Source organism: Micromonospora yasonensis (assembly GCF_026013475.1).
Lineage (GTDB): Bacteria > Actinomycetota > Actinomycetes > Mycobacteriales > Micromonosporaceae > Micromonospora > Micromonospora yasonensis.
In genome coordinates, this window is record NZ_JAPDPH010000167.1 from 1 (window position 1) to 15,342 (window position 15,342).

10 protein-coding genes are annotated in these 15,342 nt (G+C 72.6%); 6 read left to right on the plus strand and 4 right to left on the minus strand.

From position 1 onward, the window contains the following. Positions 1-1,610, minus strand: a 1,610-nt coding sequence (locus ONA70_RS26435) for a S9 family peptidase (protein ID WP_406601246.1), incomplete at its 3' end; no start/stop codon positions are given. Positions 1,611-1,713: 103 nt separating this feature from the next. On the opposite strand from ONA70_RS26435, the gene ONA70_RS26440 reads away from it, so the two are divergent. Continuing rightward, positions 1,714-3,156, plus strand: a complete 1,443-nt coding sequence (locus ONA70_RS26440; protein WP_265009192.1) for an FAD-binding oxidoreductase — start codon at positions 1,714-1,716, stop codon at positions 3,154-3,156. 12 nt (positions 3,157-3,168) lie between these two features. Here ONA70_RS26440 and ONA70_RS26445 read toward each other — a convergent pair whose 3' ends face one another. Beyond that, positions 3,169-5,238 (minus strand): SpoIIE family protein phosphatase, encoded by a 2,070-nt coding sequence (locus tag ONA70_RS26445; RefSeq protein WP_265009193.1) that lies wholly within the window; start codon positions 5,236-5,238, stop codon positions 3,169-3,171. Positions 5,239-5,426: 188 nt separating this feature from the next. On the opposite strand from ONA70_RS26445, the gene ONA70_RS26450 reads away from it, so the two are divergent. Further along, entirely contained in the window at positions 5,427-9,779 is a 4,353-nt protein-coding gene (locus tag ONA70_RS26450; RefSeq protein ID WP_265009194.1) for a HAMP domain-containing protein, read from the plus strand. Continuing rightward, positions 9,776-10,333 (plus strand): response regulator, encoded by a 558-nt coding sequence (locus ONA70_RS26455; RefSeq protein ID WP_265009195.1) that lies wholly within the window; start codon positions 9,776-9,778, stop codon positions 10,331-10,333. The genes ONA70_RS26450 and ONA70_RS26455 overlap by 4 nt, the downstream gene beginning before the upstream one ends. Before the next feature lie 3 nt (positions 10,334-10,336). Here ONA70_RS26455 and ONA70_RS26460 read toward each other — a convergent pair whose 3' ends face one another. After that, a complete protein-coding gene (locus tag ONA70_RS26460) occupies positions 10,337-10,846 on the minus strand; it encodes a GbsR/MarR family transcriptional regulator (RefSeq protein WP_265009196.1) in 510 nt (169 codons plus the stop codon). 95 nt (positions 10,847-10,941) lie between these two features. Between ONA70_RS26460 and ONA70_RS26465 the strand changes: the two genes are divergently transcribed. Together ONA70_RS26465 and ONA70_RS26470 are read left to right on the plus strand one after the other, a co-directional pair. Further along, the gene (locus ONA70_RS26465; protein WP_265009197.1) at positions 10,942-11,844 is read left to right on the plus strand and encodes an ABC transporter ATP-binding protein; all 903 of its coding nucleotides are present in this window, start codon (positions 10,942-10,944) and stop codon (positions 11,842-11,844) included. Next, a complete protein-coding gene (locus ONA70_RS26470) occupies positions 11,841-13,433 on the plus strand; it encodes an ABC transporter permease (RefSeq protein ID WP_265009198.1) in 1,593 nt (530 codons plus the stop codon). Before ONA70_RS26465 ends, ONA70_RS26470 begins: the two co-directional genes overlap by 4 nt. Before the next feature lie 79 nt (positions 13,434-13,512). Here the strand turns inward: ONA70_RS26470 and ONA70_RS26475 are convergent, their stop codons facing one another. Beyond that, on the minus strand, positions 13,513-13,839 hold the full coding sequence (locus ONA70_RS26475; RefSeq protein ID WP_265009199.1) for an STAS domain-containing protein: 327 nt from the start codon (positions 13,837-13,839) through the stop codon (positions 13,513-13,515). A gap of 150 nt (positions 13,840-13,989) precedes the next feature. Here ONA70_RS26475 and hemL point away from each other — a divergent pair, with 150 nt between their 5' ends. Then, positions 13,990-15,327 (plus strand): glutamate-1-semialdehyde 2,1-aminomutase, encoded by a 1,338-nt coding sequence (hemL, locus tag ONA70_RS26480; protein ID WP_265009200.1) that lies wholly within the window; start codon positions 13,990-13,992, stop codon positions 15,325-15,327. Positions 15,328-15,342 lie beyond the last annotated feature (15 nt).

The following is a 15,342-nucleotide window of genomic DNA, read 5'->3' on the forward strand; positions in this document are numbered from 1 at the left end:
CAGGCCACGAAGTCCGTGAAGGTGTTCTTCTTGGCCAGCAGCTTGCCCTCGTCGTACCAGCGCCGGCCCAGCTCACCGCCGCCGCGGATGTGCGCGACGGCGAAGATGACGCCCCGGTCGAGCAGGCTCAGCCGGGCGATCGAGAACCACGGGTCCATGCTCGCCTCGTACGAGCCGTAGCCGTAGATGACGCAGGGGGCGGAGCCGTCGCGCGGGGTGCCGGTGCGGCAGACCAGTGAGATCGGCACCCGGGTGCCGTCGTCGGCGACCGCCCAGTCGCGGTGCTGCTCGTAGTCGGCCGGGTCGTACGCCCGCCCGTCCGGCCCGGGGCGGACCGGCTTCTGCCGGCGCAGCACCAGCTGCCGGGTGACCAGGTCGTAGTCGTAGACCGAGTCCGGGGTGACCAGCGAGGTGTAGCGCAGCCGCACCTCCGTGGTGCGGTACTCCGGGTTCGAGTCGAGCCCGACGCTGTAGATCGGTTCCGGGAAGTCGATGTCGTAGCTGTCGTCGGCACCGACCGGCAGCACCCGCAGCCCGGTCAGCCCGTTGGTGCGCAGCGAGACGACCAGGTGGTTCTCGAAGGCGTCGACCGCTTCCAGCCGGGTCCCGGGGGTGTGCGGCATCAGCGGCGTCCAGTCACCGGGCGCGTCCGCCGAGGTGTACGCCAGCGCGAAGTCCTCCGCGCCGTCGTTGTGCAGGATCAGGAACCGGTGTCCGTGGTGCTCCACCGCGTACTCGACGCCCTGCCGGCGCGGCGCGACGATCGCCGGCTCGCCGGTCGGGTTGGCCGCCGGGATCACCCGTACCTCGCTGGTGATCTTGCTATGGATGTCGATGACCACGAACCGCTCGGAGCGGGTCAGCTCGACGCCCACCCAGAATCGCTCGTCGTCCTCCTGGTGGACCACCACGTCCTCGCTCGACGGGGTGCCCACGGCGTGCCGCCAGACCCGGTTCGGTCGCCACGCGTCGTCCACGGTCACGTAGAAGAGGATGGCGGCGTCGGCCGACCAGGCGGTGCCGTAGAAGGTGTCCGGGATCTCGTCGGGCAGCACCTCGCCGGTGCTCACGTCCTTGATCCGCAGGGTGAACCGCTCGTCGCCGGAGAAGTCGGTCGAGTACGCCAGCCAGCGCCCGTCGGGGCTGACGTCGAAGGCGCCGAGCGCGAAGAAGTCGTGCCCCTCGGCGAGCTGGTTGCCGTCGAGCAGCACCTCCTCGCCGTCGAGCGGGGCGCCGTCCGCGCTGACCGGGGGGGCGGTCTCGCCGTCCCGGACGGCCCGGCGGCACTGCACGCCGTACTGCTGCCCCTCGACGGTCCGGGTGTAGTACCAGTAGCCGTCCTTGCGGGTGGGCACCGACAGGTCGGTCTCCTGGGTGCGCCGGCGGGTCTCCTCGAACAGGGTCGCGCGCAGCTGCTCCAGGTGCGCGGTGCGCGCCTCGGTGTACGCGTTCTCCGCGGTCAGGTAGGCGATCGTCTCCGGGTCGTCCTTGGCGGCGAGCCAGGCGTACTCGTCGACGACGGTGTCGCCGTGGTGGGTGCGCTCGCTCGGAACGCGCTTGGCGACAGGCACGGGCGCCGAGCTGGAGTTGTCGGGGGTCTCGGTGGTCACGGCGTCACGTTACCGGCCGGTGGTGGTTCGCCGGGCGGCGCGCGCCGGGCCTGGTTCCGGCAACACGCCACCAGCTCTTTCGAACATGTGTACGATAACCGCCATGGCGGCTGCAGCGAGTTCCACCGACCGACCCGGAGCCCTCGAGATCACCCGACGACTGGCAGACATCTGCGGGCCGCCGTTCGCCCGTTTCGCCGGCGCGGCCGACGAGGTGGCCGGCCGTACGGCCCGCTGGGTGGCGGTGCCGGGCGGCCCGCGCGCCGCCGCCGAGGTGCTACGGCTGGCCGCGGCGCACGGCCTCACCGTGGTGCCGCGCGGCGCCGGCACGAAGATCGACTGGGGTGCCGCCCCGGCACAGGTCGACATCCTGCTCGACACCGGCCGGCTCGCCGGGGTCTGGCACGAGCCGCAGGGCTCGACGCTGGCCGAGGTCGGGGCCGGCACCCCGCTGCGGGCGGTGCAGGCGGCCCTGGAGCGCACCGGCCGTCGACTGCCGATCGACGCGCCCTCGCCGGGGGCGACCCTGGGCGGGGTGCTCGCCGCCGACGAGGCCGGCCCGCTCCGGCACCGGCACGGCACGCCGTGCGCCCAACTCGTCGGCGTGCGCTATCTCGACGCCGAGGGCGAGCTGGTCAGCCTGGGCGAGGCCGGGACGGCGCTGCTCGGCCGGGCGGCGCCCGCCGGGTCCGGCGCCGCGCACCGGGGCGCGGCGGCCCTCTTCGGCCGGAGCGACCTGCCCGGGCTGGACGTGGCGCGCCTGCTCTGCGGCTCGCAGGGCGGCCTCGGCGTGCTGGTCTCGGCCACCATGCGGGTGCAGGCGGTGCCGGCCAGCCGGGTCTGGGTGTCCCGCCCGGTCTGGACCCCGCTGGAGGTGCACGACCTGGTCCGGGCGGTGCTCGCCGCCGGGCTGGACCCGGCGGCCGTCGAGCTCGACCTGCCGGTGCCCGTTCCGCTGCCGCGTCGGCGGGTTCACCCGTCGCACCCGTCCGTGGTCAACCGACCCGACCATCCGGCGGTGACCGGGCGGTCGACCCGGCCGGCCGCCGCCGGCAGCCTGGTGGTGCTGCTGGAGGGCGGCCCGGCGCACGTGGCCGAGCGGGCGGACCGGCTGGTCGAGGTGCTCGGCGACGAATCGGTCGTCAGCCACTCCGCGCCGGAGTGGTGGGGGCGCTACCCGTTCGGCCCGGGGGACACCGCGCTGCGGATCGAGGTGCCCATCAACGACCTGCACGCGGCGGTCTACGCGCTGCGCGACGCGGCCGGCGGGCCGGTGCCGGTCCGGGGCTCCGCCGGGGCCGGCACGGTGCACGCGGCGCTGCCGGGTTCGCTGCCGGCGGAGCGGGTGGCCTCCATCCTGGGCGCCGTCCGCGGGGTCCTCCTGGCCCGGCAGGGCCGGTGCGTGGTGGTCTCCGCGCCCTCCCCGGTCCGCCGGACGGTCGACCTGTGGGGCGAGCTGCCCACCCTGTCCCGCCTCCGGGCCGCCAAGGCCCACCTCGACCCGGCCCACCGCCTGGCCCCCGGCCGCCTCCCCGGCGGCCTCTGATCCGGCGAGGGGTCAGAGAGCGTCGTTGCGGAGGACGAGGACGGCGATGTCGTCACGTGGGGGCTCGACCGAGAAGCCGATCGCGGTGGCGCGGAGGCGGGCCGCGACCACCTCGGCGGAGTAGCCGGCGAGCGGCGCCGCGGACTCGCGCAGCCGGTCGGTGCCGAAGAGTTCCCGGCCCCGCCGCCGCTCGGTGACCCCGTCGGTATAGAAGATCAGCGCGTCGCCGGGCCCGAGCGGGACCTCCGCGGTGGGCGTGGCGATCGAGTCGAGCAGACCGAGCGCGGTGCCGCCGGTGCCGACGAAGGTGGCCCCGCCGCCCCCGTGCAGCAGCACCGGCCGGTCGTGCCCGGCCAGGTGCAGCGAGACGTCGAGCTGCCGGTCCTCCCCCGGACCGACCGCCGCCAGCGCCAGCGTGCAGTACCGGCCGCCGCCCCGGTCGACCAGCGTCTCGTTCAGCCGGACCAGCACCTCGGGCAGTGGCTTGCCGTCGCCGACCAGCACCCGGATCACGTCGCGCACCAGGCCGGTCACCGCCGCCGCCTGCACCCCCTTGCCGGAGACGTCCCCGATGACCACCAGCCAGCGGCCGTCCTGGAGCGGCACCACGTCGTAGAAGTCGCCGCCCACCTCGGCCTCGTCGCCGGTGGGTACGTACTCGGCGGCGAAGCCGATGCCCTCGACCACCGGGAGCACCGGCGGCAGCAGCGACTGCTGCAGGGTCTGGGCGACCCGGCGCCGCTCGGCGTGGATCCGGGCGTTCTCGATGGCCAGGGCGGCCCGCCGGGCCACGTCCTCCAGCACCGAGACCTCGTCGGGGTCGTGCCGGTGCCGCTGGTGACGGCCGACGGCCAGGGTGCCGAGCCGCTGCCCGCGCGCGATCAGCGGTACGGCGAAGCCCTCCATCGGTCCGCTCAGGGGCACCTGCGCCGCGCTCCGCGACGCCTCCCGCAGCCGGGCCTGGATCGAGTCCGGCCCGTTCTCCTGGAGCACCCGGTGCAGCTGCGGCAGCATCGCCTCGTCCGCGTGGCTGGCCGCGGCCAGCCGCAGCCGGCCCCACTCGTCGGTGGTGTGCACCGCGCACCACTGGCCGAGCCGGGGCACCACCAGCTGCGGGATGAGCGCCATGGTCAGCTCGACGTCGAGGGACTGGGCGAGCAGCTCGCTCGCCTCGGCCAGGAAGGTCAGCCAGGCCGACCGGCGGATGTCCGCCCGGCGCAGCCGGTCGTTCTCCAGGTGCAGCGAGAGCCGTTCGGCGGCCAGCACGGCCAGCGGCCGGGCGTACGCCGAGGGGGCCGCGTCCAGTTCCAGCTCACCGGCGTACGGGCGGTGCACGGCGAGCGGCACCCGGAGCAGGTCGTTGCCCTCCCGGGGCTGCCGGCCGTAGCGGGCGAGCGCCTGGGTGCCCTGCCCGTCGCCCCGGTCCAGCCGGACCATGCCACCGGCCGCGCCCACCATCTCGGCGAGCCGGGCCAGCAACTCGGTGGCGAACTCCGGCAGCGGGTCGTCCCCGTACGGGTCGGGGTTGGGCTGCATCAGCTCGCTCATCGCGGCGGCGCTCGGGGCGGTCGCCCCGGTGGCGTCCGAGCCGGCGAGCGGCGTCCGGCGCTCGGCCGTGACCGGCCGGGCGGACGGCGCCACGCCGGGTTGGTCGAGCCGGAACCAGACCCCCTTGCCCGTGGGCAGGTACGTGGTGCCCCACCGGCTGGCGAAGTGGTCGACCAGCAGCAGTCCGCGCCCGCGCTCGGCCACCTCGGTGATGTCCGAGGCGTCGTTGCGGACGCCCACCACCAGCTCCTCCACGGGACCGGAGGCGAAGTCGGTGACCGTCACGGTCAGCCCCGTCTCGTCCGCCGCGACCTCGATGTCCAGTTCGGTCTGCGCGTGCTCGACGGCGTTGGTGGCGAGTTCGGTGGTGAGCAGCAGCGCCTCGTTGGCCAGTCCGGACAATCCGGCCTCGACGAGCACGGACCGGACCAGGGCGCGGGCAGCGGCGGGCGTACGCCGGTCGGCGGGGAGCCGGACCCGGCGGACGTGGTCGTCCGCGCCGCCGTTCATCGCCGGCTCCGCCTCCGCTGACACCTCCGTATCCTCCACCGCCGCCACCCCGGGTGCCAAGCGCTCCCCGAATCGCGCCCGACTGCCCCCGACGCGGTTCGACGCGGGAGCGGCGGGTTGCGCGCAGGTCGTCGCCTCGACGTGACGCGGGGAGAATGATGGGATGGCTGGCGTCGGCACGAGCCGGTTGGCCCCGAGCTGAGCGAGGAATGATGACCACGGCGAAACAGTCGGTAGCCGCGGACGACCACGAGGTGCTCCTCGGCGAGTTGGCGGAGGCGTTGCGACGGGTGCGCCGCGGCGACCTCCGGGTCCGGCTGCCCCGGCGGGCCGGACTGGCCGGCGAGGTGGCCGACGCTTTCAACGACGTGGTGTCGCTCCAGGAGCGGCAGCACCTGGACCTGCGGCGGATCAGCCGGGTTGTCGGCCGGGACGGCCGGCTCACCGAGCGCCTCGACGACGAGGGCCTGGACGGCTCGTGGGCCGAGGGGCAGCGGGCGGTCAACTCGCTGATCGACGACCTGGGCCGGCCGACCACCGAGATCGCCCGGGTGATCGTGGCGGTGGCCGACGGCGACCTGTCCCAGCACATGGCCCTGGAGATCGACGGCCGGCCGCTGCGCGGTGAGTACCTGCGGATCGGCCGCACGGTCAACACGATGGTCGACCAGCTCTCCTCCTTCGCCGACGAGGTGACCCGGGTGGCCCGCGAGGTGGGCACCGAGGGCAAGCTGGGCGGCCAGGCCGACGTACGCGGGGTGGCCGGCACCTGGAAGGACCTCACCGACTCGGTGAACACCATGGCGTCGAACCTGACCGGCCAGGTGCGGTCCATCTCGCAGGTGGCGACCGCGGTGGCCAAGGGCGATCTGTCCCAGAAGATCACGGTCGGGGCGAGTGGCGAGGTCGCCGAGCTGGCCGACACGATGAACTCGCTCACCGACACCCTGCGGCTCTTCGCCGAGCAGGTGACCCGGGTGGCCCGCGAGGTGGGCACCGAGGGCAAGCTCGGCGGCCAGGCCGACGTGCCGAACGTCGCGGGGACCTGGAAGGACCTGACCGACAGCGTCAACTCGATGGCGTCGAACCTGACCGCGCAGGTGCGGAACATCGCCCAGGTCTCCACCGCGGTTGCCCGCGGTGACCTGTCCCAGAAGATCACGGTGGCCGCCCAGGGCGAGATCCTGGAGCTCAAGGACACCGTGAACACGATGGTGGATCAGCTGTCGTCGTTCGCGGACGAGGTGACCCGGGTGGCCCGTGAGGTGGGCATCGAGGGCAAGCTGGGTGGCCAGGCGCAGGTACGCGGGGTCTCCGGCACCTGGCGCGACTTGACCGAGAACGTGAACCAGCTCGCCGGCAACCTGACCAGCCAGGTCCGCAACATCTCGCAGGTCTCCACCGCGGTGGCGAAGGGTGACCTGTCGCAGAAGATCACGGTGGACGCGCAGGGCGAGATCCTGGAGCTGAAGAACACCGTGAACACGATGGTGGATCAGCTGTCGTCGTTCGCGGACGAGGTGACCCGGGTGGCCCGTGAGGTGGGCACCGAGGGGAAGCTGGGTGGTCAGGCGCAGGTGAAGGGGGTCTCCGGCACCTGGCGGGACCTGACCGACAACGTGAACTCGATGGCGTCGAACCTGACGTCCCAGGTGCGGAACATCGCCTCGGTCACCACCGCGGTCGCCAAGGGCGACCTGAGCCAGAAGATCACGGTGGACGCCCGGGGCGAGATCCTGGAACTGAAGTCCACGGTCAACACGATGGTGGATCAGCTGTCGTCGTTCGCGGACGAGGTGACCCGGGTGGCCCGTGAGGTGGGCACCGAGGGCAAGCTCGGCGGCCAGGCCCAGGTACGCGGCGTCGCCGGCACCTGGCGCGACCTGACCGACAACGTGAACTCGATGGCGTCGAACCTGACCAGTCAGGTGCGGAACATCGCGCAGGTCTCGACAGCGGTGGCGAAGGGTGACCTGTCGCAGAAGATCACGGTGGACGCGCAGGGCGAGATCCTGGAGCTGAAGAACACCGTGAACACGATGGTGGATCAGCTGTCGTCGTTCGCGGACGAGGTGACCCGGGTGGCCCGTGAGGTGGGCACCGAGGGGAAGCTGGGTGGTCAGGCGCAGGTGAAGGGGGTCTCCGGCACCTGGCGGGACCTGACCGACAACGTGAACTCGATGGCGTCGAACCTGACGTCCCAGGTGCGGAACATCGCCTCGGTCACCACGGCCGTGGCGAAGGGTGACCTGAGCCAGAAGATCACCGTGGACGCGCAGGGCGAGATCCTGGAGCTGAAGTCCACGGTCAACACGATGGTGGATCAGCTGTCGTCGTTCGCGGACGAGGTGACCCGGGTGGCCCGTGAGGTGGGTACCGAGGGGAAGCTGGGTGGTCAGGCGCAGGTGAAGGGGGTCTCCGGCACCTGGCGGGACCTCACCGAGAACGTCAACCAGCTCGCCTCGACCCTCACCACCCAGCTGCGGGCCATCGCCCAGGTCTCCACCTCGGTGACCCGGGGCGACCTGACCCAGCGGATCGCGGTCAAGGCGCAGGGCGAGGTCGCCGAGCTGAAGGACAACATCAACCAGATGATCGTCACCCTCCGGGAGACGACCAAGAAGAACGCCGAGCAGGGCTGGCTGGACTCCAACCAGGCCCGGATCGGTGGCCTGCTCCAGGGCCAGCGGGACCTCGGCGAGGTCTGCCGGATGATCATGATGGAGGTGACCCCGCTGGTCGACGCGCAGCTCGGCGCGTTCTTCCTGGCGGACAGCTCCGAGGGGAGCGTGCGGCTGCGGCTCACCGCCTCCTACGGCTACGTGGCGCGCGGCCACGAAGTGACCTTCGGACCCGGCGAGGGTCTGGTCGGGCAGGCCGCGCTGTCCCGGCGGACCATCCGGGTCAACACCCAGCCCAACGGCCGCCTGGTGCTGCGCTCCGGGCTGGCCGAGACGCCCCCCGCCGACCTGGTGGTGCTGCCGGTGCTCTTCGAAGGCGAGCTGCTCGGCGTGATCGAGTTCGCCGGGGTGACCACCTTCTCCGAACTGCACCTGTCGTTCCTGGAGCGGCTGGTCGCCACGATCGGCATCGCGGTCAACACCATCCAGGCCAACCGGCGTACGGAGGAGCTGCTGGCCCAATCGCAGCGGCTGGCGCTCGAGCTCCAGGATCAGTCGGCGGAACTCCAGCGCACCAACGCCGAGCTGGAGGACAAGGCCCGGCTGCTGTCGGAGCAGAAGACGAACATCGAGACGCAGAACCGGGAGATCGAGCTGGCCCGGCTCGGCCTGGAGGACAAGGCGCAGCAGCTCACCCGGGCGTCGGCGTACAAGTCGGAGTTCCTGGCGAACATGAGCCACGAGCTGCGTACGCCGCTGAACTCGCTGCTGCTGCTGGCCCGGCTGCTCGCGGAGAACACCGAGCAGAACCTGACCCCGAAGCAGATCGAGTTCGCCCGGACGATCTACGGCGCCGGCTCCGACCTGCTCTCGCTGATCGACGACATCCTCGACCTGTCGAAGATCGAGGCGGGCCGGATGGACGTGGAGCCGACCGAGGTCCGGTTCTCCGAGATCCGCGGGTACGTCGAGCAGGCGTTCGCCCCGCAGGCCGAGGAGAAGGGGCTCGACTTCCAGGTCCGGGTCAGCAAGGACCTGCCGCCGGCCCTGGTCACCGACGCCCAGCGGTTGCAGCAGATCCTGCGCAACCTGCTCTCCAACGCGGTCAAGTTCACCGACAACGGCGCGGTGACGCTGCGGATCGCCCCGGCCGCCGAGAACGCGGTCTTCGACGTGCCGGCGCTGACCAACGCCCGGCGGGTGATCGCGTTCACCGTGATCGACACCGGCATCGGCATCTCCGACGACAAGCTGTCGCTGATCTTCGAGGCGTTCCAGCAGGCCGACGGCACCACCAGCCGGCGGTACGGCGGCACCGGGCTGGGCCTGTCGATCAGCCGGGACCTGGCCCGCCTGCTCGGGGGCACGATCACCGTGTCGTCGGCGCCCGGGCAGGGGTCGACCTTCACCCTCTTCGTCCCGGACGTGCTGGCGCCGGACGCGGTGGTCGCGCCGGCGCCGCCCTCGCCGCAGCGCGCGGGCCTGCCGTCGTCGCTGCTGATGCCGATGGAGCTGCCCCAGCCGGCGGAGACCCCGGCGACCCGTCGGCTGGAGGGTGTGACCGTCCTGATCGTCGACGACGACGTCCGGAACGTCTTTGCGCTCACCTCTGCGTTGGAACTTCATGGGATGACCGTGCTGTACTCGGACAACGGGGCGGACGGCGTCCGCCAGCTGGCCGAGCATCCGGAGGTGGACATCGTGCTGATGGACGCGATGATGCCGGACCAGGACGGGTACGAGACGACCCAGCAGATCCGCCGCAATCACCGGTTCGCGGACCTGCCGATCGTCTTCCTGACCGCGAAGGCGATGCCCGGTGACCGGGAGTCGGCGATCGAGGCCGGGGGCAGCGACTACATCACCAAGCCGGTGGACCTGGACGAGTTGATCGAGATGATGGCTTCCTGGATCACCCGGAGCCGAGGCGAGGAGGCTTCGTGACCCAGACGCCCAAGGCGCTGCTGGTGGACGACCGGCGGGAGAACCTGATGGCCCTGGAGGCGATCCTCCAGGGGTTGCCGGTGCAGTCGGTCGCCGTGGAGAGCGGTGAGGCGGCGTTGAAGCAGCTGCTGGTCGACGACTTCGCGGTCATCCTGCTCGACGCCCAGATGCCGGACATGGACGGCTTCGAGACCGCCACCCACATCAAGCGGCGCGAGCGGACCCGGCACGTACCGATCATCTTCCTGACGGCTGCGGACAAGGACGCCCAGCTCGCCCTGCGCGGCTACGCGGTCGGCGCGGTCGACTACCTGACCAAGCCGTTCGACCCGTGGGTGCTGCGGGCCAAGGTCTCGGTCTTCGTCGAGCTGTGGGTGAAGACCCGGCAGCTCGCCGCCCAGTCCGACCTCGTGCGGGAGCGGGACTCGCAGTGGCGGGTGCTCACCGACGCGGTGGACGAGGCGACCGCCCTGCTCCGCGCGGACGAGAGCCCGGAGGCGCGGGACCGCGCGGTGGACCTGCTCGAGCAGGCCCGCTGGGGCAACACCCGCTGACCGTCAGGCCCCGGCCGGGCGGACGTGCCCGTTGGCGGCGCGTCGGGCCCGCCACCGCTCGCCGAGGCCGTCGATCTCCTCCTGTACGAAGAGGAAGAAGTCCCGCATCTCGGCCACCCGCTCGCCGGCCGGGGTGCTCCGCCCGAGCAGCGCGTCCACCCCGCCGTTGGCGATGTCGATGAAGTTCTTGTAGAGGCCGGTCTTGGTGATGGTGGCCTCGTACCAGGGGTTGTCCGGCATCCGGTAGCGGTCCCGTCGGGAGCCCTTGACCGGCTCGCGGACCAGCATGGCGAACTGGGTCAGGTAGCGGACCGCACCGGAGACCGCGGCGGCGCTGACCCCGAGCCGTTCGCCGATCTCGGCGGCGGTGAGCGGCTTGTCCGCGCTCATCACGGTGAAGAGCACCCGGCCGGCCATCCGGGGGAAGCCGACGTCGGCGAAGGCCATGGCCATCCGCTCGACGAAGAGGTGCACCTCTTCCTCGTTCGGGGCCGGGCGGCGGTCGTCAGGCATCGGCGGCGCTCCTCGCGTTAAAAAGTCGTGAAACCGATCGTCGCTCAGATCTCACTGTCTTCACAAGTTTATGAAACGAGCGTAGCTTCCGAAGCATGGAAACTCCCATTGAGGTGTCCGGCCTGGTCAAGACCTTCGGTCGGACCCGGGCGCTCGACGGACTCGACCTGACCGTGCGCGCCGGTGAGGTGCACGGGTTCCTCGGCCCGAACGGGGCGGGCAAGTCCACCACCATCCGGGTGCTGCTCGGCCTGCTGCGGGCGGACGCGGGGGCCGTCCGACTGCTCGGCGGCGATCCCTGGCGGGACGCCGTCGCCCTGCACCGCCGGCTGGCGTACGTCCCCGGTGACGTCACCCTCTGGCCCACGCTGAGCGGCGGCGAGGTGATCGACCTGCTGGGCCGGATGCGCGGCGGGCTCGACCCGAAGCGCCGCGCCGAACTGCTGGAGTCCTTCGAGCTGGATCCGCGTAAGAAGGGCCGGGCCTACTCGAAGGGCAACCGGCAGAAGGTCGGCCTGGTCGCCGCGCTCGCCTCCGACGTCGAACTGCTCGTCCTCGACGAGCCGACCTCCGGGCTCGACCCGCTGATGGAGGAGGTCTTCCAGCACTGGGTGCACCGCGCCAAGCAGGACGGCCGGACCGTGTTGCTGTCCAGCCACATCCTCGCCGAGGTGGAGGCGCTCTGCGACCGGGTGACGATCATCCGCAACGGCCGGGCGGTGGAGTCCGGCACCCTCGGCGAGCTGCGCCACCTGCACCGCACCTCGATCGACGCCGAGCTGGCCGCTCCGCTGGACGGGCTGGCCGACCTGCCCGGGGTGCACGACCTGCGGGTGGACGGCACCCGGGTGCGCTTCGACGTGGACGGCGCCGCCCTGGACACCGCCCTGCGCCGCCTCACCGAGCTGGGCGTACGGAGCCTGGTCAGCAAGCCGCCGACGCTGGAGGAGCTGTTCCTGCGGCACTACGAGACGACCCCGGTCGAGGTGAACGCATGAGCACCCTGACCGGCACCCGCCACCTGGTGCGGCTGATCCTGCGCCGGGACCGGTTCCTGCTGCCGCTCTGGATACTGGTGCTGGCCGTCCTGCCGATGACCTACGCGACCAGCTTCTTCGACCTCTTCCCGACCGAGGCCCAGCGGGCCGCGTACGCCGCCGGCACGGCCCGCAACCCGTCGATCATCGCGCTGCTCGGCCCCGTGTACGGCGACAGCGTCGGCGCGCTGACCGCCCAGCGCGGCGGGTTCCTGCTGGTGATCATCGGGCTGGCCAGCCTGCTCACCGTCGTCCGGCACACCCGCACCGAGGAGGAGGCCGGCCGGCGGGAGCTGCTCGGCTCGACCGTGCTCGGCCGGTACGCCGGGCTGACCGCCGCGCTGCTCGTCACGTACGTGGCCGACCTGCTGCTCGGCCTGCTCACTGCCGCCGGGCTGGCGAGCACCGGGCTGCCGGCGGCCGGCTCGTACGCGTACGGCCTCGCCGCCGCGCTGACCGGCATCGCGTTCGCCACCATCGGCGGGCTGGCCGCCCAGCTCACCGAGACGGCGGGCGGGGCCCGGGGGATCGGGATCGCGGTCCTCGCCGCCGCCTTCGCGCTGCGGCTGGTCGGGGACACCGCCAGCAACGACTGGCCGAGCTGGCTCTCCCCGCTCGGCTGGGCTGCCCGGGTGCGTCCGTACGCGGGGGAGCGCTGGTGGGTGCTGGCGCTGCCGCTGATCGTGTCGGCGCTGGTGGCGGCGGTCGCGTACCCGCTGTCGGTGCGGCGTGACCTGGGCGCCGGGCTGCTACCGCCCCGGCTCGGACCGGCCACCGGCGGCACCGCCCTCACCGGGCCGTTCGGGCTGGCCTGGCGGCTGCACCGGGGGCAGATCCTCTGGTGGTCGGTCGGCTTCGGCCTGCTCGGGCTGATCCTCGGCGGGGCCGCCAAGGCGGCCGGCCGCTCGGTCGAGGGGAACCCGCAGCTGGAGGAGATCATGGCCCGGATCGGGGGCGCCAGCGGGCTGGCCGAGGCGTACCTGGGCGCGACGCTCAGCCTGGCCGGCCTGGCCGCCGCCGGGTACGGGGTTCAGGCCGCGCTGCGGATGCGCGCGGAGGAGGCGGCCGGACGGGCCGAGCCGCTGCTCGCCACCGAGACGCACCGCGCCACCTGGCTGCTGTCCCACGTGGTGTTCGCGCTGCTCGGGCCGGTGGTGGTGCTCGCCGTGACCGGGCTGGCCACCGGCCTGACGTACGGCCTGAGCGTGCACGACGTGCCGGGCGCGCTGCCCCGGATGCTCGGGGCCGCGCTGGCCCAGGTGCCGGCGGCCTGGGTGCTGGCCGGGTTCGCGGTGCTGCTCTACGGCCTGCTGCCCCGGCTCGCGCCGGTGGCCTGGGGAGTGCTCGCGGTCTGCGTGCTGCTCGGTCAGCTCGGCGCGGTGCTGAAGCTGAGCCAGTGGTTGCTGGACCTCTCCCCGTTCACGCACACCCCGCAGACTCTCCGCGACCACTGGAGCGCCACCCCGCTCTGGGCCCTCACCCTCCTGGCCCTGCTCCTCGCGGCCGCCGGCCTCACCGGCTTCCACCGCCGCGACGTCCCCACCACCTGACCCCGACAGACGCGTTGATCAAGGAGTTTGCGTCGGTAACCGGCCCGGACCGGACGCAAACTCCTTGATCAACAGAGGGTCAGGCGCCGTTGCGGATCATCAGGGCGCTGCGGAGGCCGGTGATGTCCAGGACGCGGAGCAGGAAATCGCCGACATTGCTCAGCAGCAGCAGGCTCTGCGCGTGGCTGGCCTTACGGCTGAGCACCACCAGGGTGCCCAGGCCCTGCGAGTCGCAGAAGGTGACCCCAGCGAGGTCGAGCACGATCCGCGGCGGCGGATCGGTCAGCACCTCATTGACGACGGTCGACAGTTGGGTGGCCGTGAGCATGTCGATCTCACCGGCAAGGCGAAGCACAGCTTCGTCGCCCGTCCGGTGTACCGTGATGGACAGTTCGGCACGATCCACCGCGTCAGCCTATCGCGATCACCGTCACCCGGCCCGTCGGGCGGGTGCCGTCCGTTGATCATACGACCGGCGCGCCGGGCGTGAGGCCGGTAACCCGCGACGCGGGGTGGCTGCCGACCAGCCGTCCGGCGCTGACACAATGGCGGCATCGTGACCGAGACCTTTTCCGCCGGATCCGGCCGCTACCCGGCCGACGCACCGGCCTCCGAGTCCCTGTTCGACCGCGCCAAGGCCCTCGTGCCCGGCGGGGTGAACTCCCCTGTGCGCGCGTTCCGTGCCGTCGGGGGCACCCCGCGCTTCATGGTCCGGGGCGAGGGTCCCTGGCTCTTCGACGCCGACGGCCGCCGCTACGTCGACCTGGTCTGCTCCTGGGGTCCGCTGATCCTCGGGCACGCGCACCCGGAGGTGGTCGAGGCACTGCGCCAGGCCGCCGCGCTCGGCACCAGCTTCGGCACCCCGACGCCGGGCGAGGTCGACCTGGCCGCGGAGATCGTCGCGCGTACCCCGGTCGAGCAGGTCCGGCTGGTCAACTCGGGCACCGAGGCGACCATGTCGGCGATTCGGCTGGCCCGCGGCTTCACCGGTCGCGCCAAGATCGTCAAGTTCGCCGGCTGCTACCACGGCCACTCGGACGCGCTGCTCGCCGCCGCCGGCTCCGGCGTGGCCACCTTCGGACTGCCCGACTCGCCCGGGGTGACCGGGGCGGCCGCCGGTGACACCATCGTGCTGCCGTACAACGACCTGCGTGCGGTGGAGGAGGTCTTCGCCGCCGAGGGCCGGCACATCGCCGCGATCATCACCGAGGCGGCCGCCGGCAACATGGGCGTGGTCGCCCCCCGGGACGGATTCAACCAGCAGCTCGCCCGGATCGCCCACGCGCACGGTGCGCTGCTCATCGTCGACGAGGTGATGACCGGGTTCCGGGTCTCCCGCACCGGCTGGCACGGCCTCGACGCCTGCGACGCCGACCTGTGGACGTACGGGAAGGTCATGGGGGGTGGCCTGCCCGCCGCGGCGTTCGGCGGCCGGGCGGAGATCATGGCGAAGCTGGCCCCGGCCGGCCCGGTCTACCAGGCCGGCACCCTCTCCGGTAACCCGCTCGCCTGCGCCGCCGGCCTGGCCACGCTGCGGCTGGCCGACGACGCCCTCTACCGCAAGCTCGACGAGACGGCCGCCGCGGTGGGCAAGCTCGCCGCCGACGCGCTGGCCGCCGCCGGGGTCCCGCACCGCCTGTCGTACGCGGGCAACATGTTCTCGATCTTCTTCACCGACGCCGACGTGGTCGACTACGACAGCGCCCGGACCCAGCAGGTGCCCGCGTTCAAGGCGTTCTTCCACGCGATGCTCGCCGCCGGCGTCTACCTGCCGCCGAGCGCGTTCGAGTCGTGGTTCGTCTCGGCGGCGATCGACGACGCCGCCCTGGAGCAGATCGCCGACGCCCTGCCGGGCGCGGCCACGGCGGCGGCAGCGGCGGAACACGGGGGGTAGTGGTGAGCGCGAGGA

Bases quoted from the DNA above. Each gene is read 5' to 3' on its own strand.
- ONA70_RS26470 (WP_265009198.1), top strand. From the start codon at position 11,841: ATGAGCACCCTGACCGGCACCCGCCACCTGGTGCGGCTGATCCTGCGC.
- ONA70_RS26450 (WP_265009194.1), top strand. From the start codon at position 5,427: ATGACCACGGCGAAACAGTCGGTAGCCGCGGACGACCACGAGGTGCTC.
- ONA70_RS26465 (WP_265009197.1), top strand. From the start codon at position 10,942: ATGGAAACTCCCATTGAGGTGTCCGGCCTGGTCAAGACCTTCGGTCGG.
- ONA70_RS26460 (WP_265009196.1), bottom strand. From the start codon at position 10,846: ATGCCTGACGACCGCCGCCCGGCCCCGAACGAGGAAGAGGTGCACCTC.
- ONA70_RS26440 (WP_265009192.1), top strand. From the start codon at position 1,714: ATGGCGGCTGCAGCGAGTTCCACCGACCGACCCGGAGCCCTCGAGATC.